The following is a 20,614-nucleotide window of genomic DNA, read 5'->3' on the forward strand; positions in this document are numbered from 1 at the left end:
GGGGGGATCGGCGATGATTCACGCGCTGTTCGTACCGGCACTGATCGGGCTGGCGATGCCGCTTCCGCAGACGGCCGCCCCGCCGGCGGTGCTCACCGCCGCCGAGGTGGCGACGCCCGCCCGCGCGACGATCGCCGATGCCGGCTGGACCGAGGGGCTGTGGCAGGGCGAGGTGTTCGGCGAGGCGGTGGAGCATCGCATCATGGCGCCGTTGGGCGGGCAGATGCCGGGGCTGGTGCGCTTATCGAAGGACGGCCGGCTCGATTTCTACGAATTCTCGTCGTTCCTCGAAACGGACGGGGGGCTCACCTATCGCAACCGCCATTTCGATCCGAGCCTGGTGGCGCGGCAGGACCGCGCCGATTATGTCGACCGGCCACTGCTGCGCCATGATGCCGACACGCTTTATTTCGATGGAATCACCTTCGCTCGCGACGGGCCGGATGCGATGACCGTCGTGTTCCAGCTGACCGACCAGGATGGGGGGCGGACCCGCCATGTGGTGCGATACCGGCGGGCCGGGCGGTGAGAGACCATATGGACGCGAAGGGGGAAGGCCGTTGTCGATCGCCGCATTGATGTTTGCGCTGGCCTTGCCGCAGGATCATTTCCGCGGGCCGATCGCCGATGATGACGGCACCGGCAGCCAGGCCGTGCGCGATTGCGGTGCGACGGGCGGAGACGATATCGTCGTCTGTCGCCGCGCCGAAAGCGACCGGCTGGGCGCATTGCCGCCGCTGCGGCGGCGCGGGGGGCTCCCGCAGGCGGCGGTGCGCGTGCCCGGCGTCGGCGAGGCGCGGGCGGAGGCGCAGCAGCACGATACCGGCTTCTATTCGGTGCCCGCGGCGATGTTGACGCTGCGCATTCCCTTGGGTGGGCCCAAGAAAAAGCCCGCGCAAGACGACCAATAGGCCGCTTCGCAAGCCGCCGCCTTTGTGCCACAGGGCGCGGCATGACCAGCATCGGCATCTATGGCAGCATGGGGCGTATGGGGCAGGCGATCGCCGCCGTCGCACCCGAACTCGGCGCGCGTGTGGCAGGGGGCGCGGACGTGCGCGACGATCCCGCCGATCTGGCGCGCAAGGCCGATGTGCTCGTTGATTTCTCCGCCCCCGCGGCGCTCGAATCGCATCTCGCCGCCGCCGTCGCCGCGCGCACGCCGATCGTGATCGGCACCACCGGGCTCGGCGCGCAGCATCATGCGCTGATCGACAAGGCCGCGGGCGAGATCGCCGTGCTGCAGACCGGCAATACCTCGCTGGGGGTGGCGCTGCTCGCCAAGCTGGTGCGCGATGCGGCGCAGCGGCTGGCCGAGTGGGACATCGAGATTATCGAGGCGCATCACCGCCACAAGGTCGACGCGCCGTCGGGTACCGCGCTGATGCTGGGCGAGGCGGCGGCGGCGGGGCGCGCCACGACGCTGGCCGAAGCGGCGGTGATCGGCCGGGCCGGGCTGACCGGTGCGCGCACCGACGGCACGATCGGCTTTGCCAGCGTGCGCGGCGGCGGCATTTACGGCGATCACACCGTGCTGCTGGCGGGCGAGGGCGAGCGGATCGAGCTGACCCACCGCGCCGACGATCGCGCGATCTTTGCCCGGGGCGCGGTGCGCGCGGCGCTGTGGCTCGCCGGGCGCGATGCCGGCCGCTACACGATGGAAGCGGTGCTGGGGGTGTGAACAAGGCGCAGGTCGTCGATTTCTTCGCGCGGCTGGCGGCGGACAACCCGCACCCGGAGACCGAGCTCGAATCGGTCAACGACTATACGCTGCTCGTCGCGGTGGTGCTTTCGGCCCAGGCGACCGATGCCGGCGTCAACAAGGCGACGCGCGCGCTGTTCGCCCAGGTCGACACGCCCGAAAAGATGGTGGCGCTGGGCGAGGCGGGCCTGAAAGCGCACATCAAGACGATTGGCCTGTTCAACACCAAGGCGAAGAACGTCATCGCGCTCTCGGAAGCGCTGATCCGCGATCATGGGGGCGCGGTGCCCGCCGATCGCGACGCGCTGGAGGCGCTGCCCGGTGTGGGCCGCAAGACCGCCAATGTGGTGATGAACGTGGCGTTCGGCGCCGAGACCTTCGCGGTCGACACGCATATCTTCCGCGTCGGCAACCGCACCGGCCTGGCGCGCGGCAAGACGCCGCTGGCGGTGGAGCTGAAGCTCGACAAGGCGGTGCCGCAGCCGTTCCGCCTGCACGCGCACCATTGGCTGATCCTGCACGGCCGCTATACCTGCAAGGCGCGGACGCCCGAATGCTGGCGATGCATCGTCGCCGATCTTTGTGCGTTCAAGCCCAAGACGCCCGCGCCGGCGGCGCGAAAGCCGGCAGGAGGATAGGATCATGCGCACCATGCTTGTCGCCGCGGCCCTGCCGCTCCTCGCCGCCCCCGCCGCCGCCGGGCCGCAGAAGCAGCAGGGGGCCGTGCCGGCCGCCACCCCGGCGGGCAAGCCGGTCAGCTGTCTGTCGCTGTCGCGCATACGCGATACCAAGGTGCGCGACGACCGGACGATCGATTTCGTGACGAGCGGCGGGCAGGTGTATCGCAACACGCTGCCCAATGCCTGCCCGCAGCTCGGCTTCGAAAAGCGGTTCGCCTATCAGACCACGCTCAACCAGATCTGCTCGGTAGACCTGATCACCGTGCTGATCCCGCCGGACCTTTCGCGCGGCGTCACCTGTGGCCTTGGCGAGTTTCAGCCGGTGACGCTCGCAAAGTGACGAAACGGGCTGGCGCAGCGGCAAATGCTTTGCTAGGCGCCTGCGTTCCAGGCACCCGTAGCTCAGCTGGATAGAGCGCTGCCCTCCGAAGGCAGAGGCCACAGGTTCGAATCCTGTCGGGTGCGCCATTTTTCATCGCAGTCGAAACGTCTCTTAAGCCTTGAATGGCAAAGAGATTTTGTGGTTTTGAATATCCGTTCTCCGGTCATGTTTTCGTTGGTCGCTAGAGGTCCGCCGGGCAGCCGATCGCTTGTTTTCTCGGTAATCTTATTTCAAAACAATCCGAGGGCTTGCGGGGAACTCCATCGAGGTTCGCCGTCGCGCCGGAGCAAGATATCGTCGACGCCGAATGCAAAAGGGCGTTCATCCGTCTCGCACCGGAAATAGCGTCGGCTTCGGCTTGAGCCGAGGGGGGCACCTCTGGCACACCAGCTTTGACCGCCGGCCGTTTGACGAACCCGCGCTTTGCTGCCAATTCCTCCCGCAACTGCGAAAGGCGGCGGGGTTGCGGATCGTCATTGTCGATGACAGCGGGGCGCGGGCATCGGTCCTCGAAGAGGGGCTGCGCGAGGCTGGCTATGACGACATCCATTTCGTGCCGCCGCGCGGCGCCTTTGTCGCGCGGATCGAGCGGATGGCGCCCGATGTCGTCCTGATGGACCTGGGCAGCCCCAGCCGGGACACGCTCGAGGAGATGCTGCTCGTCAGCCGCGCGCTCGCCAAGCCGATCGCGATGTTCGTCGACCAGTCGGACGATTCGATGATCGGCGCGGCGATCGATGCGGGCGTCTCCGCCTATGTCGTCGACGGGCTGCGCAAGGACCGCGTGAAGCCGATCCTCGAACTGGCGGTGCGGCGGTTCACCGCCTTCTCGCGGATGCAGAGCGAGCTGGACGAGGCGCGCACCGCGCTCGCCAACCGCAAGACGATCGACAAGGCCAAGGCGATATTGATGGCGCAGCGCGGATTGAACGAACCCGATGCCTATGCGCTGCTGCGCTCGACGGCGATGAACCAGGGACGGCGGCTGGTCGACGTGGCCGAGGCGCTGATCACCGCAAGCAGCCTGTTGGGCGGAGGCGGCGCATGATCACGATACGCGCCGCCTTCCTGCCGCTGACCGACAGCGCCGTGCTGGTCGCCGCGCGCGAAAAGGGGTTCGCCGAGGCGCAAAGCATTGACCTGGAGCTGGTTCGCACCACCAGCTGGGCGACGCTGCGCGACCGGCTGGTCTATGGCCAGGTACAAGCCGCGCAGATGCTCGCGCCGCTCGCCGTCGCGGTGACCCTGGGTCTTAGCCAGCAGCCGGCAGCCCTTTCGGCGCCATTCAAGCTCAACAGCAACGGCAACATGCTGGTGATGTCCGGCGAGTTCGCGGCGGCGCTGGAGCCCGACCTTCACGCCCGGCTGGCCGATCCGCTGGGCACGGGCCACGACTTTGCCACCGCGATCGGGCTGTTCCGCCGCAAGCCGATCATCGGCATCGTGCACCGCTTTTCGGGCCACGCGCTGATGCTGCGCTATTGGCTGGGCAGCGTGGGCATCGATCCCGACCGCGACGTGGTGCTCCGGGTGCTGCCGCCCTCGCTGACCGTGGAGGCGATGCGGCTGGGCGAGATCGACGGGTTTATCGCCGGCGACCCCTGGCCGGCTGCGGCGATCGCGCAGGGCCTGGCCGAAGCGGTGGCGATCGGCGCGCGCATCTGGCAGCGCGGCGTCGAGAAAGTACTGGCGCTGCGCACCGACTGGATGGAGGCGCATGCCGACACCGTCGACCGGCTGCTGCTTGCACTGGCACAGGCGGCGCGCTGGTGCGACGACCCGGCGAACCGCGGCGAACTGGCGGCCTTGCTGGCGCGCGACGCCTATGTCGGCGAGCCCGCCGAGCTGATCGAGGCATCGCTGGCCGGCATCGTGATCCCCCGGGCCAGCGCCCCGGCGATCCTGCAGCCCGATTTCCTGCTGTTCCACCGCGAGGCGACCGCCTTCCCCTGGCGCAGCCAGGCGCTGTGGATCTATTCACAGCTCGTCCGCTGGAAACAAGCGGAACCCAGCACGGAGGCCCAGGCAGCCGCCGGCGCGGTGTTCCGCCCGGACGTGTACCGCCGCGCACTGGCCGCCAGCGGCGAGCCGATGCCCGGTGCCAGCATGAAGCTGGAAGGCGCCGTCGGCGTCTCCACCGGGGTGGGATCCCACCATGGCGCCCTGACGCTCGGGCCCGACCGCTTCTTCGACGGACGGGTTTTCGATCCCGAGCGACTGGAGGAGTATCTTGCGGGGTCTGCGCGGAGAGTGCATTAAGCGGATTGTTTCGTGTAACAAACTAAATGCTGATCGACCCGACCCACGCAATTATTTTCGCCTATATTCAGTTGTCAAGGCCATAATCTTGTGGAAAGATCCTGCCGTGTCACTTGTCTGAGGTACAGGATCTTCGCGAGTATTGAGTATGTCAATGAAAGAAAACGTTTATACCATCCAAGTCGACCAAAAATTATCTTCTCCTTATGCTCATCCGCGTACGGTAAAGTCGATCGACGATTGTTACTTCTATCATACCATGGACATTCCTGGGCATGAAACTGTTGAAGGGGAATGGGACCTTCGTGGCCTGGTGGATCGCTATCTCGGGCATTTTGATTTCGCGAACAAGCGCGTTCTAGACGTTGGCGCCGCTTCCGGAATTCTGACGTTTCATATCGAAAAGCAGGGCGCGCAAGTTGTCTCGTTCGATCTTTCGGACGCGTTCGACTGGGATATTGTCCCGTTCGCAGAAAATGATGCAGATGAGACGCGAAGAGCGCGTCGGCGGCATATTCAGAAAATCAACAATGCCTATTGGTATTGCCACCAAGCCTACAATTCCGACGCACAAATGGTCAATGGCGTCGTCTACGATATTCCAACATCAATTGGCCCGGTGGATGTATCGGTGCTGGGAAGCATCTTACTCCACCTGCGCGACCCCTTTCTCGCCCTGACGAATGTCGCAGCACTAACTAAGGAGACGATCATTGTCTCGGAACTCTCCCCGTACGGTAAGCTCGCAAGCTTGTTCCGACGGAATCCTCGTTTCATGCCAAGGGGCCTGAAGCCGAACGGCATCAACGACGGTTGGTACAGGATGCCGCCGCTGCTGGTCCGGGAGTATCTCGCCATTCTTGGCTTCGGCAATCAACGAATCGTCTGGAACAAGTTTAAATATGGCGACCGCACCCGGCAAATTTACACCATCGTCGCGAGCAGATGAGAGACAAGCCCGCCCTCCCGTCGGGCGGGCTGACTTCTCATTAACGCGAAGCTTCGCACAGAATGCTCGTCGCTAAACTTCGCGCTTGCAGCAAAACGCAATCCGCGCGATGATCCCCGAGTCGCGCATCGAAGCGCGCCCATCGGGAGGGCACCCCAAGGCCGGGGCAAGCCTCCCCCTCTGAACGCAGCAAAGCCGCTGACCGGATTTCGCAACCGTGCGAACGTCCGGCGAGCGGCTTTTTTCATGTCCTTTTCAGATCGGCATTGGGGAAGTCATCATGGCAACGGCATTTCTGGATCAACGCGTGCAAGAACCTGGCAGCACGACAAAAGACGGCAGTTTCTGGCGCAGCGGGCATTGGCCGACGCTGGTCGCCGCGTTCCTCTATTTCGATCTCGCCTTCATGGTGTGGGTGCTGCTCGGGCCGCTGGCGCCCGACATCGCCAAGACGCTGCACCTCACCGCCGCGCAAAAGGGGCTGATGGTGGCGACGCCCACGCTCGCCGGTGCGTTCCTGCGCGTCGTCAATGGGTTGCTGGTCGATCGCATCGGCCCGAAGCGCTCGGGTGCGATCAGCCAGCTGATCGTGATCGGCGGCCTGCTTTCCGCCTGGCTGCTGGGCGTGAACAGCTTTGGCGGCACGCTGGCACTGGGCGTGATCCTGGGCTTTGCGGGGGCGAGCTTCGCGATCGCGCTGCCGCTCGCCAGCCGCTGGTATCCGGCCGAGCACCAGGGCAAGGCGATGGGCCTGGCCGGGATGGGCAATTCGGGAACGGTTCTCGCCGCGCTGTTCGCGCCGGCGCTCGCCAAGCTGTTCGGGTGGAACGCGGTGCTGGGGCTGGCCTGCATCCCACTCGCGATCGTGTTCGTGCTGTACATGGCGATGGCGAAGGATGCACCGAACGCCCCGGCGCCCAAGAGCTGGCTCGAATATCTCCACCCGCTCAAGTCCGCCGACGCCTGGTGGCTGATGGGCTTCTATTCGGTGACGTTCGGCGGCTTTGTCGGTCTCGCGGCGTCGCTGCCGATCTATTTCACCGACCAGTTCGGACTGAGCACCATCGTTGCGGGCTATTGCACCGCGGCCTGCGTCTTCGCCGGTTCGCTGGTTCGGCCGCTGGGCGGCGCGCTGGCCGACAGGATCGGGGGCGTGAAGGCGCTGACCGGCGTGTTCCTGGTCGCCGCCGCCGCGCTGGCCGGGGTGAGCATCGCGCCGACGCTGCCGGTGGCGCTCGGCTGTTTCGTGGGGGCGATGCTGGCACTCGGCACCGGCAACGGATCGGTGTTCCAGCTGGTGCCCCAGCGCTTCCAGGCGGAGATCGGCGTGATGACCGGGCTGGTCGGCATGGCCGGCGGCGTCGGCGGCTTCTACCTCGCCTCGTCGCTGGGCATCGCCAAGCAGCTGTCGGGCAGTTTCGCGCCCGGTTTTCTGGTCTTTGCGGGGCTCTGCGTGGCGGCGCTCGCCGGCATCACCATCGTAAAAATCAAGTGGCGATCCACCTGGAGCACCGGCGCCCGGATATAATTTGTAACTGGAAGGGCGGCGCACCGGGGCGGTAGCGCCGCCGCCTTGTCATTGAAGGGGGCATGATGCGTTTTTCGACTGCCACGACTGCGGCCTTGCTGCTCGCCACCGGGCCGGCGCTGGCGCAGGACATCGACGTCAAACCGCTGGTCGAAGCGCGTACGCGCTATGAGCATGTCGATCAGGATGGCATGGCCGCCGCGTCGGACGCCGTGACGATCCGCCTGCGCGCCGGGGTGGAGGCGACGCGCGGCCCATGGTCGGTGCTGGGCGAGGCGCAGGGCAATCTCGCGCTCGTGGACAATTACTATGACGGCCTTCGCGGCGCCGCCGATCGCCCGGTGATCGGCGACCCGGAGAATGCCGCCATCTATCGCGCGCAGATCCGCTATCGCGCCCAGCCGCTGACCGTCACCGCCGGGCGCCAGCGCATCGCGCTCGACGACGAACGCTTTGTCGGCGGCGCGGGCTTCCGCAACAACGGCCAGACCTATGACGCCGTGCGGACGGAACTCGTGCCGCTGAAGGGCGTCAAGGTCGATGTCACCTATGCGTGGAACGTCCGTACCATCTGGGGCAGCGACGGGCGGGGATTCCGCCAGCGCGGCGTTTCCGGCGACAATGTCTTCGCCAATGTCTCGGCCGCCACCCCGGTCGGCACGCTGACCGGCTTCGCCTATCTGGTCGATCAGGACGAAGCGGCGGTGCAGGGCTATCGCCTGTCGAACCAGAATTACGGCGTCCGCCTCGCGGGCAGTCGGCCGCTCGGGCCGCAGGTGAAGCTCCATTATCAGTTCAGCTATGCCAGCCAGTCCGACTATCACCGCAATCCGAACGACTATCAGGCCGATTACTGGCTCGCCGATGGTGCGCTCGATCTCGGCAACTGGACGCTCAACGCTGGCTATGAAGTGCTTGGCGCCGGCAACGGGACCGCGCTGACGAGCTTCCAGACACCGCTCGGCAGCGTGTTCAAGTTCCAGGGCTGGGCGGACAAGTTCACCACCAATCCGCCGAACGGTCTGCACGACATTTATGTCGGCGGCAGCCATAGCTGGAAGAAGATCGGCAAGATCGACCTGATCTCGTTCCAGGCGCTGTACCACCGCTTCCAGAGCGATCGGCTGGACCAGCATTATGGCGATGTCGTCAACCTGCTCGCGACGGTGAAGGTGAAGAAGACGGCCATTTCCGCGCGCTTCGCGCGCTACGAGGCCGATCGCTTCGCCACGGACACGACCAAGATGTGGCTGCAGCTGGACTGGAGCTACTGACGCCGGGTTCGGGCGGGGATCATCGATGTAAACGCTTGAGCCCCCGCCCGAATCGGTTTATGTTGCAATGCGAAGGACGAGGCTGTCCTTCCCCACATAGCCATGCCGGCCCGCCGATGGGCGAGACATGGTCCTGTTGATGGCAAAGCCGCCATCCAGCGCTCGGTTCTTTGGACCGGGCGCTGGATGGCGGCTTTTTTCGTTTTGGAGCGAAGCGGATGGAGTTTCTCGACCCCGGCATTACCCTGGCCGACGATCGCCCCGCCGAGGCGGCGGCACCGGCCGAGGCGCGCGAACATCTGGTCGTGATCGGCAACGGCATGGCCGGGTGCCGCGCGGTGGAGGAATTGCTCGCCCGCGACGGCACGCGGTTCCGCGTCACCATTTTCGGTGCCGAGCCGCATGTGAACTATAACCGCATCATGCTGTCGCCGGTGCTGGCGGGTGAAAAGACCTTCCAGGACATCGTGATCAACGATCACGGCTGGTATGCGCAGCATGGCATCGAGCTGGTCGCCGGCGATCCGGTGGTGGCGATCGACCGCGCCGCCCGCACCGTCACGGCGAAGTCGGGGCGCGTCACCGGCTATGACAAGCTGCTGATCGCGACCGGCTCGGACCCGTTCATCATCCCGGTGCCGGGGCACGATTTGCCCGGCGTTATCAGCTTCCGCGACATGGCCGATGTAGATGCGATGCTGGCCGCGGCCAGCGACGGCGGCGACGCGGTGGTGATCGGCGGCGGGCTGCTGGGGCTGGAGGCGGCGCACGGCCTCACGCTGCGCGGCATGAAGGTGACGGTCCTCCACCTGATGCCGACACTGATGGAACGCCAGCTCGACGAGGCAGCCGGCTGGCTGCTCAAATCGGCGCTGGAGGCGCGCGGCCAGACGATCCTGACCGGCGCCGATACCGCAGCGATCCTGGGCGACACCCATGTCGAGGGCGTGCAGCTGAAGGACGGCCGCGTCATCCCGGCGAAGCTGGTGGTGATGGCAGTGGGCATCCGCCCATCGGTGAAGCTGGCCCGCGAGGCCGGGCTGGCGGTGGGGCGCGGCATCCAGGTCGACGACCATATGGTGACCAGCGACGCGAACGTGCTCGCGGTCGGCGAGTGCGTCGAACATGACGGGCAATGCTACGGCCTGGTCGCGCCCTTGTGGGACATGTGCCGCAGCCTGGCCGACGGGCTGGTCGCGCGCGCCAACCCCTATCGCGGCTCCGTCACCTCGACCAAGCTCAAGGTCGCCGGGCTCGACGTGTTCTCGGCCGGCGACTTTTCCGGCGGCGAGGGGTGCGAGGATATCGTGCTGCGCGATGCGGCGCGGGGCATCTACAAGCGGGTGGTGCTGAAGGACGATCGCATCATCGGCGCGGTGCTGTTCGGCGATACCAGCGATGGCGGCTGGTATTTCGACCTGCTGAAGAAGGGCGAGAGCGTCGCCCCGATCCGCGACGTGCTGATCTATGGCCAGGCCTTCGCCTCGGGAGGGGGGCTGGCGGACCCTAAGGCGGCCGTTGCGGCGCTCTCGGACGATGCCGAGATCTGCGGCTGCAACGGCGTCTCCAAGGGGCAGGTCCTGGCCACGATCGCCGGGGGTGCGTGCAGCCTCGATGCGGTGCGGGCCGGCTGCAAGGCCTCGGCCAGCTGCGGCTCGTGCACCGGCATCGTCGAGCAGTTGCTCGCGCTGACGCTGGGGGAGGACGGCGTCCAGGCCGGCCCCAAGACGATGTGCAAATGCACCAGCTACGGCCATGACGAGGTGCGTCGCGCGATCGTCGAGCAGGGCATGCGCGCGATCCCCGAGGTGATGCAGACGCTGCACTGGTCGACGCCCGACGGCTGTTCCTCGTGCCGCCCGGCGCTCAACTATTATCTGCTCTGCGCGCTGCCGGGCGAATATGTCGACGACCAGCAGAGCCGCTTCGTCAACGAGCGGCTCCACGCCAACATCCAGAAGGACGGCACCTATTCGGTGGTGCCGCGCATGTGGGGCGGAGTGACCACGCCGCAGGAGCTCCGCGCGATCGCGGATGTGGTGGAGAAGTACAACGCGCCGATGGTGAAGGTCACCGGCGGCCAGCGGCTGGATATCTTCGGCATCCGCAAGGAGGATCTGCCTGCCGTCTGGGCCGATCTCAACGCGGCGGGGATGGTCTCGGGCCATGCATATGCCAAGGCGCTGCGGACGGTGAAGACCTGCGTCGGCTCCGAATGGTGCCGCTTCGGCACGCAGGATTCGACCGGGCTCGGCATCAAGCTGGAGCGGGGCTTCTGGGGCAGCTGGATGCCGCACAAGTTCAAGATGGCGGTCTCGGGCTGCCCGCGGAACTGCGCGGAGGCGACGATCAAGGACTTCGGCGTGGTGTGCGTCGACTCGGGCTACGAGCTGCATGTCGGCGGGAATGGCGGCATCCATGTCCGCGCGACCGACCTGTTGGTGAAGGTGGCGACCGAGGAGGAGGCGATGCACTATGCCGCCGCCTTCGTGCAGCTCTACCGGGAGGAAGCGCGCTATCTGGAGCGGACCGCGCCGTGGATCGAGCGCGTCGGGCTCGCCTATGTGAAGGCCCGCGTCGTCGAGGACGAGGCCGGGCGCGACGCGCTGGCCGCCCGATTCTGGCATTCGCAATCCTTCAGCCAGGACGATCCCTGGGCCGATCGCGTCGCGGGCGCCGATGCCGGCCTGCACCAGCCCCTGCTCGCCGCTGCGGAGTGAACGCCATGACCGACTGGATCGATATCGGCACGCTTGCCGACCTGCCGCAGCGGGGCAGCCGCACGCTGACGCTTGCCGGCGAGCCGGTGGCGGTGTTCCGCACCCATGACGACCAGGTCTTCGCGCTGATCGACCGCTGCCCGCACAAGGGCGGGCCGCTGAGCGCCGGGATCGTGCACGGCCATGCGGTGGCCTGCCCCTTGCACAACATGCGCATTTCCCTCGCGAGCGGCACCGCCCTGGGAGAGGATGCCGGCTGCACGCCGGTGGTGCCGGTGCGGGTGGAGGGCGAGCGGATCCTGCTCGCCCTCCCGGTGAAGGCGGCGGCGTGAGGGGCGAGCGGCAGATCCTCCCCGGGACGGGGAGGGGGACCGCCGCCGAAGGCGGTGGTGGAGGGGCTTCTCCGCCAGCGATGTCCCTCGTGGAGCCCCCCCTCCACCAGCCTGCGGCTGGTCCCCCTCCCCGTGCCGGGGAGGATCGGTAGATGGTCCGCACCACCTGCGCCTATTGCGGCGTCGGCTGCGGCATCCGCGCCACCGTTACCGGCGAGCGCGTGGTTCGCATCGAGGGCGATCCCGAACATCCCGCCAACCATGGCCGGCTCTGTTCCAAGGGCACGCACCTGGGCGAGACGATCGGGCTGGAGGGGCGCCTGCTCCACCCGATGATCGGCAAGCGCCGTGCGAGCTGGGACAAGGCGCTCGACCTGGTCGCTCGACGTTTCCGGCAGACGATCGCCGACCACGGACCGGACAGCGTGGCCTTCTATGTCTCGGGGCAATTGCTGACGGAGGATTATTACGTCGCCAACAAGCTGATGAAGGGATTCATCGGCTCGGCGAATATCGACACCAATTCGCGGCTCTGCATGTCGAGCGCGGTTGCCGGCCATATGCGTGCGTTCGGCGAGGATGTGGTCGCCGGCAGCTATGCCGATCTCGACATGGCCGATCTGATCGTGCTGGTGGGGTCGAACACGGCGTGGTGCCATCCGGTCGTCTATCAGCGGATCATGTCAGCGCGCGCCGAGCGCGGCACCAAGCTGGTCGTGATCGACCCGCGCCGTACCGAGACGGCGGAGGAAGCGGACCTGCATCTGCCGCTGCGCCCCGGCAGCGACGTGGCACTGTTCAACGGGCTGCTGGCCTATTGCCGCGCCGAGGGACTGGCGGAAGCTGCCGGCATCGACGTGCCGGACGGCTTTTGGGAGGCATTGGGGCAGGGCCACGATCTCTGGTCCACCGCCCAGACCTGCGACATCGCGCCCGCCGACCTGCAGCGCTTCTACCAGCTGTTCGCCGGGCATCCGCGCACCGTCACGCTGTTCAGCCAGGGCATCAACCAGTCGATCCGCGGCACCGATCAGGTGAATGCGATCCTCAACCTCCACCTCGCCACCGGCCGGATCGGCACGCCCGGCGCCGCGCCCTTCTCGATCACCGGCCAGCCCAATGCGATGGGCGGGCGCGAGGTGGGCGGGCTCGCCTCGACGCTGGCGGCGCATCGCGGCTTTGCGGCAGAGGATGTCGCGGACGTCGGCCGCTTCTGGGCCGCACCCCGGATGGCGACACGGCCGGGGCTCAAGGCCGTGGACCTGTTCCGCGCGGTGGGCGAGGGGCGGATCAAGGCGCTGTGGATCATGGCGACCAACCCTGCCGTGTCGATGCCCGATGCGGGGCGCGCGCGCGCGGCGCTGGCCGCCTGTCCGTTCGTCGTCGTCTCGGACGTGATCGCCGAGACCGACACCAGCCGCCACGCCCATGTCCGCCTGCCCGCCGCCGCCTGGGGGGAGAAGGACGGCACCGTCACCAATTCCGAACGCACGATCAGCCGCCAGCGCGCCTTCCTGCCCTTGCCCGGTGAGGCCAGGGCCGATTGGTGGATCGTGAGCCAGGTGGCGCGGCGAATGGGGTTCCGCACCGCCTTCACCTATGATCATCCGGCCGAGATCTGGCGCGAACATGCCCGGCTGACCGCCTATCGCAACGGCGGCGTCCGGATGCTCGACCTGCGTGCGCAGGCGGCGATCGGCAATCATGCCTATGACGCGATGGCGCCGTTCCAGTGGTGCGCGACCCCCTTCGCCAATGGCCGCTATCCCACGCCCGGCGGGCGTGCCCGGCTGGTGCCGGTAGCCCAGCGGCCGCTGGAGGCGCCGCTGCGCGACTGGCCGATGACGCTCAACACCGGCCGATACCGGGACCAGTGGCATACGATGACCCGCACCGGCCTGTCGCCCAGGCTCGCGCGGCATCGCGAGGAGCCGCTGGTCGAAATCCACCCGGACGACGCCACCGCACTGGGGCTGGCCGATGGCGGCCTGGCGCGGGTGTTGACGCCGCAGGGCGAAAGCCTGTTCCGGGTCGCGCACCATCCGGGCCAGCGCCGGGGCGAGCTGTTCACCCCGATCCACTGGACCGATCGCCAGTCGAGCGGCGGGCGCACCGGCCTGCTCCCCCGCGATCTGGTCGACCCGCATTCGGGGCAACCGGGCTTCAAGCTGTCGCCGGCGCGGGTTGAAGCAGTCGCGGTCGACTGGCGCGGCTTCCTGATCGTCCGTGGCGCCGGGCCAGCGCCGGATTCCCTGTGGGCCACGCGAGTCACCGTGACCGGCGGCGCACTGTATGAAGTTGCCGGTATCGGCGATCCCGCCGCGCTCGACCGTGCGCTGCCGGCGGGCGAGCGGATCGAGGCGAGCGACCCCGCGCGCGGCAGCCGCCGGGTTGCGGTCCTGCACGATGGACGGCTGGCGGCAGTCCTGTTCATAACCCGCAGCGGTGAACTGCCGAGCCGCGACTGGCTGATCAGCCAGCTTGCGCGGCCACAGGGGTTGCAGGTGCTCGCCGGCCGCGCGCCGGGGGCGCAGGCGGATCGCGGGCGCGTGGTCTGCGCCTGTTTCGATGTCGGTCTCCACACGATCACCGCCGCGATCCGCGACCAGCAGCTTGCCGATGTCGCGGCGATCGGGGCGGCGCTGCAGGCCGGCACCAATTGCGGATCGTGCCGCCCGGCACTCGCCCGCATTCTTTCCGATATATCCAGGGAGGCCGCACATGGCTGAGGAATTTCCCGCCGGCATGGTCTGGCTGGTCGGCGCCGGCCCCGGCGATCCGGACCTGCTTACCCGCAAGGCCGAGCGGTTGCTGCGCACAGCGACGATCGTGTTCTTCGATGCCCTGGTCGGTGAGGGCGTTCTGGCGCTGATTCCCGCAACGGTGCGGCAGATCCCGGTAGGCAAGCGTGCGGGCCGGCATTCCAAGGATCAGGGGTCGATCAACGATCTGCTGGTCGTCGCTGCATTGGCAGGCGAGCGCGTGGTGCGTCTGAAGGGCGGCGATCCCTCGATCTTCGGCCGATCGATGGAGGAGTGTTCGGCGCTCGATCAGGCAGGCGTGCAGGTGCGAATCTGTCCCGGCATCACCGCCGCCAGCGCGGCGGCAGCCTCGGCCGGTTTGTCGCTCTCGCTGCGCGGGCTGGCGCGGCGCGTGCAGTTCGCCACTGCGCACAAGCGTGGCGATGCGCCCCTCGATCTGGACTGGGCAGCGCTGGCGGACCCGCATTGCACTACCGTCTTCTACATGGGCCGCAGCGCGGCTGCAGAGATCAGCCGCAATCTCACAGCTGCGGGGCTTTCTGGCGCCACGCCGGTGCTGCTCGCATGTGATGTGAGCCTGCCCAGCGAGCGGCTGCTGCACACTCGGCTCGATCTGCTCCATATCGCAGTATCGGCCTTCTCCAGCGATCAGCCGACCCTCATTCTGGTGGGTGAAGCACTTGGGGTGGGGGGGAAGGATGCAAATGGTCGGTCCGGGTTGAGCTCCCCTTGCAATGGGCTTGTTGACGGGCAGCGCCATGAGGTCCTCGACAGCGCCGTAATCCGACGCTTCGCGATCGGTCAGGATGAAGCCGAGAGGGCATCCCTAATTGTCACAGCGGGCGTGCACTTTGCACGTAAAACCGTCGCGTGATCGACCAAAAGCTTCCTTGTGAGTCCTCCTTTAGTGCCCGCTGCCGAACATGGCCGCGGACCGTGGTGCTGTCGATCATGTGCTGCCAGTCGCGTGGGAGGGGCGTGCCTTTCGGCCGCGCTCGGACGGTAGGAGCCTTCGAGCACCGCCCATTCCTCGTCCGTCAGATCCCCACGCGCCATTGCTGCTCCCCGCAAAGAGCAGCCTTGAATCAGAGATCAGCCCATTTGGGAATCCGTTTTGTCAACACGGCCTAGTCGCTTCGAGCCGCGAAACCCGGCTCAAGCGCCCCGGCTACCCCAATCGCAGAAGCCGCATCACCATCGCCCGGATGCGGCCGTAATTGCCCTCTCGCAACGGACCGAGGATGCCGCGCTGCCCGGGCTCAAGAAAGTCGAGGGGATGGCCGTCGGGGCGGAAGACATAATGGTCGAACCATGCGCGCCAGGCTGCACGTTCGGCCGGCGGCCGCTCCGCGATCGCGATCATCGCCAGCAACATGCTGGTATAGGGCTGATCGGGCCCCGCGGCGAAGCCGTCCCACCAGAAATTGACCAACAGGTTGACGCTGCCTGTCGCTTCCACCTGATGCCACCAAAGCTTCGGGATGTAGATCGCGTCGCCAGGTTGGAGTTCGGCGTTGATGGCGCGGTGCCGGGCATGTTCGAAGCGCGGATATCGGGCGTCCGGCCCGGGGCTTGCTGCCGCAAGACTGACCGGCTGTCCGGCCGGGGTGTTGTCGATTGGTCCGACATAAAGGTCCGCGATCGCGTCCGGCGGATACAGCGTGAACCGCCGCTGACCCGCGACGACGCAGGCGACATTGTCCATGGTGTCATAGTGACAGGGGATCGCGGACTTGTGACCGATCCAGAACCGCGGCCGCACCGCAGGCGGCAGGAAGGCGAGTGGCGTTAGGCGCTCGATGCCGGGCAGATAGGTCTCCGACGTCAGCGACCCCATGTAGAGCGTGTCATGGCCGGGCACGTCCGCCGTATCGACAATGCGGCGCACCGCCTCCGCGAACGGCATCGTCCGGTGCGCGAAGTTGAAGGCTCGCAGCGTGGCATCGGCGTGGCCATAGCGTCCGCCGATTTCGGGATTTCCGACGAAGAGATCGGCCTCCCGACCCTGATCGAATTCGAGCATCTGCTCGGTTGTGGACCCGATATCGTCGCACGCCACGATCGGCCATTGCCGCGCCACGCCGCGGAGGAGGACGGGTTCGCAGTGCACCATCACCGCGTCCTGGAATGCGGCGGGATCCCGGAGCGCCGGCGAATCGACCTCGTGGACGCGGAGGGCCTTCACACTGCGAGTCCCGCCAGCCGGTCATTGTACCGCCGGGCCAATCGGCGGACATGCGTGATCGACGATGCCTGGGCATAGGCCAGTTGCAGATCGCCATGCCTGAACAGGTCGATCACGGCGGCATCGTCGAGCGCGTGCAGCCGATCGAGGCTGATGGTATAGAGGCCGTCGAGCTGGATGTGACTGCCATCGTCGAAGTTCAGATCGATGTCGATCGGCTCCAGCAGCCGCCGCTCGAGAAGCCGCCTGATCGCCGCATCGGTGGCCGGCAAGCCGCGCTGGAGCGTCGCCAGTGCGCGCTGAACACGGCGGAGCGCCGCGCTCGGCTCGCCATCGTCCTCGAACAGACGATCGCCCCTGTCCACCGCCTTGTCCGCCGCGAACACCGGATGGTCGCGATCGATGACGATCCTGTCTTCCACGACATAGAATCCCTGACGCTCCAGATCGGCCGGGCGATATCCGGTCAGGCGACCGTCGGCGTAGCTGAGGCTTTCGTTCGGCTGCAGGCCCAGCACGACGCCCGCGTAGAAGGCGCCTGTTTCCAGATGCTTGGTGAAAAAGATCGGATGGTCGTGTGCCGCCGACACAAATTCGTCGGCGACGATCTGCGCAAAATGACGCGTCGCGTCCGGCGCCTGGGAGAGGCGGAGCGCGCCATGCGACTCGACGTTCAGCGTCTCCCAATTGTCCACGTCCTGTCCCTCCAGTCCCAAAATTCACGCCTGCGCGTCACGTGATGCACCGCCGGGCGGACGCGGCCAAGGCCGATATTTGCTCCGACAAAACTTGCATCGGCTGGCAGCTTTGATATTGTTACCGCTAACTTGCCGGGTGTGAGGGATGGAATCCCGCTGCCCGCCAGGCAAATTCACCCGTCGCGATCCCTCAGCTGAGAAGGGGCGCGACTGAGAGAGGGGATATCAGAATGGCTTCATCGATCTCGAGTCGCGTCCGCACCAACGCCTGGGCTGCGCTGCCCGCGCTCGCCGGCGCGACCAGCCTGCTGGCGCTGGCCGCGGCTTCGCCGGCGCTTGCCCAGGCGCAGGCGCCCGCCACGGATACGGCCCAGAGCACGCAGACTCCAGGCGATAGCGAATATGAAATCATCGTCACCGGCCTTCGCGGATCGCTTCAGCGCAACCTCGACATCAAGCGCGAATCGTCGGGCGTGGTCGACGTCATCTCTTCGGAAGACATCGGCAAGTTCCCCGATTCGAACGTGGCGGCGTCGCTCCAGCGCCTGCCCGGCGTGTCGATCCAGCGGTCCGGTTCGCGCGGCGAGCCGACCGGCATCACCGTGCGAGGCTTTGGCGGCGACTTCAACACGACGCTGTACGACGGCCGCCGCATCTCCACCGCCACCGGCGGGCGCCAGATCGATTTCAGCACCGTCGGCGTCGACTTTATCGGGCAGCTCGCGGTCCTGAAGACGCCCGACGTGTCGCTCGCGTCCAGCTCGATCGGCGCCACCGTCGATATCAAATTTCCGAATCCGTTCGATAATCCGGGCTTCCGCATGGCAGCCACCGCGTCGGGATCGATCCAGGACCGCGCCGACAATATCGTCCCGACCGGCGGCTTGCTGTTGAGCAATACCTTTGCCGACGATACGATCGGCGTGCTGGCCGACGTGATCTACACGCGTCGCGATACCGATACGAACCGCGTCTATGTGTCCGGCTGGCCGGGCGGCAACTTCGCGCCTTGCCAGCTCACCCCGAGTTGCACCTCCGCTGAGCTTGCCAACAAGACGCTGCCGGGCTGGTTCCCGCAGCAATATGGCGCCGAACAGCAGCGCGTTCGCGACGAGCGCGTCGATGCGCGCATCTCGCTGCAATATCACCCGTCCGAAGACCTGATGGTCACGCTGGACAACAACTATTCGCGCCAGAACATCACGCAGGAAAATTACGCGTTCGGCGTCTGGTTCAACCAGGGCGATCTGCGCAACGTGACGCTGGATGAGAACGGCACCGCCGTCGACTTCACCCAGACCGGCACGCCGACCGACTTTACCGCCGCGCTCAACAAGCAGATCCTGCAGACGAACCAGACGGGCCTGAACGTCAAATATAATGCGTCGGAAAATCTGACGCTGGAAGGCGATGTGGCCTATGCCAAGAGCTGGCTCAACCCCGGCGACACGATCGGCAGCCAGAACGGGGATATCGGCTATGGCGGCGACCTAGCGAACACGTTGCGCTTTACTGTCGACGGCGACAGCAAGAACGCCTTCCCGACGATCAGCAATTTCGGACCGGCGGGTAACGCCGCCGGCTGGGCGGACCAGTCGCTGATCGGCTCGCACGTCACGGTCAATCAGACGCAGAAGAATACCGACGACCTGATCCAGTTCCGCGGCGCCGCCACCTGGAAGCAGGACAATCTGACGCTGAAGGCCGGCGGCCAATATTATCAGGATACGTTCAACTTCCGGAACCAGAGCACCTTCGTCAACAATTACTGGCAGGCCTATGCCGGCTATGGCGCGCCTTCGGGCCGCACCACGGGTGTCGCCCCGCTGCCGGCCAGCCTTTACCAGGGATCGATCAGCCTCGACAATTTCATCCCGGGCTTCGCCGGCGCGCTGCCGCCGTCGGTCTATGTGTTCAGCCCGATCGAATATCAGAACTACCTCACCAGCCTGGGTAATCCGCAGACGCAGAACATCCCGGCCTTCAACTATGACAGCGTCAACGGCTTCACCGGGACGTTTGACGAAGCGGTCGATCCGGGCAGCGTGCTGCGCGTGCGCGAAAAGACCTGGGCGTTGTTCATGAGCGCCAGCTTCAAGACGGAAGTCGGTGGCCTGCCGTTCACGCTCAACGCGGGCATCCGCAACGAAACGACAAACCTGTCGGCAACCGGGCAGGGCCGCCTGCCGACCCAGATCGTGACCAGCGCCGCCGATCCGACGCTGCTCACCGTGTCCAGCTATACCGATGTCCAGCCGGTCACGAACAAAAGCTCCTACTCCTATCTGCTGCCCAGCCTCGACGCGAAGCTCGAGCTGACGGATAGCCTGATCCTGCGCGTCGATGCGTCACGGACGCTGACGCGGCCGACGCTCAATCTGCTAAACCCGGTGCTGAATGTCGGCAGCGGCCAGCGCGTCGGTGCGCTGACGGCCAGCGGCGGCAATCCGAACCTCAAGCCCTATCTCGCCGACAATTTCGACATCGGCGCCGAATGGTATTATCAGCGAAACTCTTACCTGTCGGTCGGCTTCTTCCTGAAGAACGTGTCCAACTTCATCGTCGGCGGCGTCACGAGGCAGACGATCAACGATGTGGTGGACCCGACCACCGGGCAGCCCGCAAGCTTCGCCGTTTCGCAGCAGGTCAACGGCCCTGACGCGACGGTGAAGGGCGTGGAGCTTGCCTGGCAGCAGGTGTTCGGCGATTCCGGCTTCGGCTTCCAGGCGAACGCCACGCTGGTCGATACCAACCGCCCCTATGACGACACCAATATCTCGCAGACCGGCTTCGCCGTGACCGGCCTCGCCAATTCGGCGAATTTTGTCGGCTTCTACGACAAGGCCGGATTCCAGTTCCGTGCCGCACTCAACTGGCGCGAGAAATACCTGCTCCAGTTCGGCCAGAATCAGAATACCGGCTCGTTCGGTGCCGAGCCGACCTTCGTCAACGAAAGCTTCCAGATCGATCTGACGACGAGCTATGATTTCAACCGGAACTTCAGCGTCTTTGCCGAAGCGCTGAACGTCAACAACAACCAGCAGAGCACGCACGGCCGCTACAGCAACCAGCTGCTCGACGTGTTCGATTACGGCCGGCGGTACACGCTTGGCTTGCGCTATCGGTACTGATACCTCCCGGTACCG

Annotated in this window: 17 protein-coding genes and 1 tRNA gene; 16 read left to right on the plus strand and 2 right to left on the minus strand. The window is 66.2% G+C overall.

The window, feature by feature from the left end; genetic code table 11:
* The first annotated feature begins 13 nt into the window (after nucleotides 1-13).
* The 15 genes from ACX40Y_RS05195 (at nucleotide 14) to cobA (ending at nucleotide 15,459) form a co-directional block, all read left to right on the plus strand.
* Entirely contained in the window at nucleotides 14-529 is a 516-nt protein-coding gene (locus ACX40Y_RS05195; RefSeq protein WP_459118489.1) for a DUF6265 family protein, read from the plus strand.
* A gap of 31 nt (nucleotides 530-560) precedes the next feature.
* The gene (locus ACX40Y_RS05200) at nucleotides 561-911 is read left to right on the plus strand and encodes a hypothetical protein (protein WP_459118490.1); all 351 of its coding nucleotides are present in this window, start codon (nucleotides 561-563) and stop codon (nucleotides 909-911) included.
* A 41-nt stretch (nucleotides 912-952) separates the two neighbouring features.
* Nucleotides 953-1,678 carry a 4-hydroxy-tetrahydrodipicolinate reductase gene (dapB, locus tag ACX40Y_RS05205; protein WP_459118491.1) on the plus strand — a complete coding sequence of 242 codons (726 nt, stop codon included), beginning with the start codon at nucleotides 953-955 and terminating at the stop codon, nucleotides 1,676-1,678.
* Entirely contained in the window at nucleotides 1,675-2,337 is a 663-nt protein-coding gene (gene nth, locus ACX40Y_RS05210) for an endonuclease III (RefSeq protein ID WP_459118492.1), read from the plus strand. The genes dapB and nth overlap by 4 nt, the downstream gene beginning before the upstream one ends.
* Nucleotides 2,338-2,341: 4 nt before the next feature.
* Nucleotides 2,342-2,719, plus strand: a complete 378-nt coding sequence (locus ACX40Y_RS05215) for a DUF6491 family protein (protein WP_459118493.1) — start codon at nucleotides 2,342-2,344, stop codon at nucleotides 2,717-2,719.
* 51 nt (nucleotides 2,720-2,770) lie between these two features.
* Nucleotides 2,771-2,847: transfer RNA gene (locus ACX40Y_RS05220), tRNA-Arg, on the plus strand.
* A 377-nt stretch (nucleotides 2,848-3,224) separates the two neighbouring features.
* The gene (locus ACX40Y_RS05225) at nucleotides 3,225-3,809 is read left to right on the plus strand and encodes an ANTAR domain-containing response regulator (protein ID WP_019368570.1); all 585 of its coding nucleotides are present in this window, start codon (nucleotides 3,225-3,227) and stop codon (nucleotides 3,807-3,809) included.
* Entirely contained in the window at nucleotides 3,806-5,020 is a 1,215-nt protein-coding gene (locus ACX40Y_RS05230; protein WP_459118494.1) for a CmpA/NrtA family ABC transporter substrate-binding protein, read from the plus strand. The genes ACX40Y_RS05225 and ACX40Y_RS05230 overlap by 4 nt, the downstream gene beginning before the upstream one ends.
* A gap of 154 nt (nucleotides 5,021-5,174) precedes the next feature.
* Complete coding sequence (locus tag ACX40Y_RS05235; RefSeq protein WP_459118495.1) at nucleotides 5,175-5,969, plus strand: class I SAM-dependent methyltransferase; 795 nt, start codon at nucleotides 5,175-5,177, stop codon at nucleotides 5,967-5,969.
* Between the two features lie 280 nt (nucleotides 5,970-6,249).
* Nucleotides 6,250-7,497: a nitrate/nitrite transporter gene (locus ACX40Y_RS05240; protein ID WP_459118496.1), complete on the plus strand. Its 1,248-nt coding sequence runs from the start codon at nucleotides 6,250-6,252 to the stop codon at nucleotides 7,495-7,497.
* Between the two features lie 65 nt (nucleotides 7,498-7,562).
* Nucleotides 7,563-8,771, plus strand: coding sequence for a hypothetical protein (locus ACX40Y_RS05245; RefSeq protein ID WP_459118497.1), 1,209 nt, complete (start codon nucleotides 7,563-7,565; stop codon nucleotides 8,769-8,771).
* A 218-nt stretch (nucleotides 8,772-8,989) separates the two neighbouring features.
* Entirely contained in the window at nucleotides 8,990-11,491 is a 2,502-nt protein-coding gene (gene nirB / locus ACX40Y_RS05250; RefSeq protein ID WP_459118498.1) for a nitrite reductase large subunit NirB, read from the plus strand.
* Nucleotides 11,492-11,496: 5 nt separating this feature from the next.
* Complete coding sequence (gene nirD, locus ACX40Y_RS05255) at nucleotides 11,497-11,823, plus strand: nitrite reductase small subunit NirD (RefSeq protein WP_459118499.1); 327 nt, start codon at nucleotides 11,497-11,499, stop codon at nucleotides 11,821-11,823.
* Between the two features lie 152 nt (nucleotides 11,824-11,975).
* Entirely contained in the window at nucleotides 11,976-14,552 is a 2,577-nt protein-coding gene (locus ACX40Y_RS05260) for a molybdopterin-dependent oxidoreductase (RefSeq protein WP_459118500.1), read from the plus strand.
* A complete protein-coding gene (cobA, locus tag ACX40Y_RS05265; RefSeq protein WP_459118501.1) occupies nucleotides 14,545-15,459 on the plus strand; it encodes a uroporphyrinogen-III C-methyltransferase in 915 nt (304 codons plus the stop codon). The genes ACX40Y_RS05260 and cobA overlap by 8 nt, the downstream gene beginning before the upstream one ends.
* Nucleotides 15,460-15,753: 294 nt before the next feature.
* Here the strand turns inward: cobA and ACX40Y_RS05270 are convergent, their stop codons facing one another.
* On the minus strand, nucleotides 15,754-16,770 hold the full coding sequence (locus tag ACX40Y_RS05270; RefSeq protein ID WP_459118502.1) for a cupin-like domain-containing protein: 1,017 nt from the start codon (nucleotides 16,768-16,770) through the stop codon (nucleotides 15,754-15,756).
* Entirely contained in the window at nucleotides 16,767-17,465 is a 699-nt protein-coding gene (locus ACX40Y_RS05275; RefSeq protein WP_459118503.1) for a SapC family protein, read from the minus strand. Before ACX40Y_RS05275 ends, ACX40Y_RS05270 begins: the two co-directional genes overlap by 4 nt.
* 233 nt (nucleotides 17,466-17,698) lie before the next feature.
* On the opposite strand from ACX40Y_RS05275, the gene ACX40Y_RS05280 reads away from it, so the two are divergent.
* Nucleotides 17,699-20,599, plus strand: a complete 2,901-nt coding sequence (locus ACX40Y_RS05280) for a TonB-dependent receptor (protein ID WP_459118504.1) — start codon at nucleotides 17,699-17,701, stop codon at nucleotides 20,597-20,599.
* Nucleotides 20,600-20,614: the final 15 nt, after the last annotated feature.

The organism is Sphingomonas sp. RS6, from assembly GCF_054489705.1.

Bases quoted from the DNA above. Each gene is read 5' to 3' on its own strand.
- ACX40Y_RS05215 (WP_459118493.1), top strand. From the start codon at position 2,342: ATGCGCACCATGCTTGTCGCCGCGGCCCTGCCGCTCCTCGCCGCCCCC.
- ACX40Y_RS05280 (WP_459118504.1), top strand. From the start codon at position 17,699: ATGGCTTCATCGATCTCGAGTCGCGTCCGCACCAACGCCTGGGCTGCG.
- nirD (WP_459118499.1), top strand. From the start codon at position 11,497: ATGACCGACTGGATCGATATCGGCACGCTTGCCGACCTGCCGCAGCGG.
- ACX40Y_RS05195 (WP_459118489.1), top strand. From the start codon at position 14: ATGATTCACGCGCTGTTCGTACCGGCACTGATCGGGCTGGCGATGCCG.
- ACX40Y_RS05240 (WP_459118496.1), top strand. From the start codon at position 6,250: ATGGCAACGGCATTTCTGGATCAACGCGTGCAAGAACCTGGCAGCACG.
- dapB (WP_459118491.1), top strand. From the start codon at position 953: ATGACCAGCATCGGCATCTATGGCAGCATGGGGCGTATGGGGCAGGCG.
- ACX40Y_RS05260 (WP_459118500.1), top strand. From the start codon at position 11,976: ATGGTCCGCACCACCTGCGCCTATTGCGGCGTCGGCTGCGGCATCCGC.
- ACX40Y_RS05245 (WP_459118497.1), top strand. From the start codon at position 7,563: ATGCGTTTTTCGACTGCCACGACTGCGGCCTTGCTGCTCGCCACCGGG.
- ACX40Y_RS05230 (WP_459118494.1), top strand. From the start codon at position 3,806: ATGATCACGATACGCGCCGCCTTCCTGCCGCTGACCGACAGCGCCGTG.
- cobA (WP_459118501.1), top strand. From the start codon at position 14,545: ATGGCTGAGGAATTTCCCGCCGGCATGGTCTGGCTGGTCGGCGCCGGC.
- nirB (WP_459118498.1), top strand. From the start codon at position 8,990: ATGGAGTTTCTCGACCCCGGCATTACCCTGGCCGACGATCGCCCCGCC.
- ACX40Y_RS05235 (WP_459118495.1), top strand. From the start codon at position 5,175: ATGAAAGAAAACGTTTATACCATCCAAGTCGACCAAAAATTATCTTCT.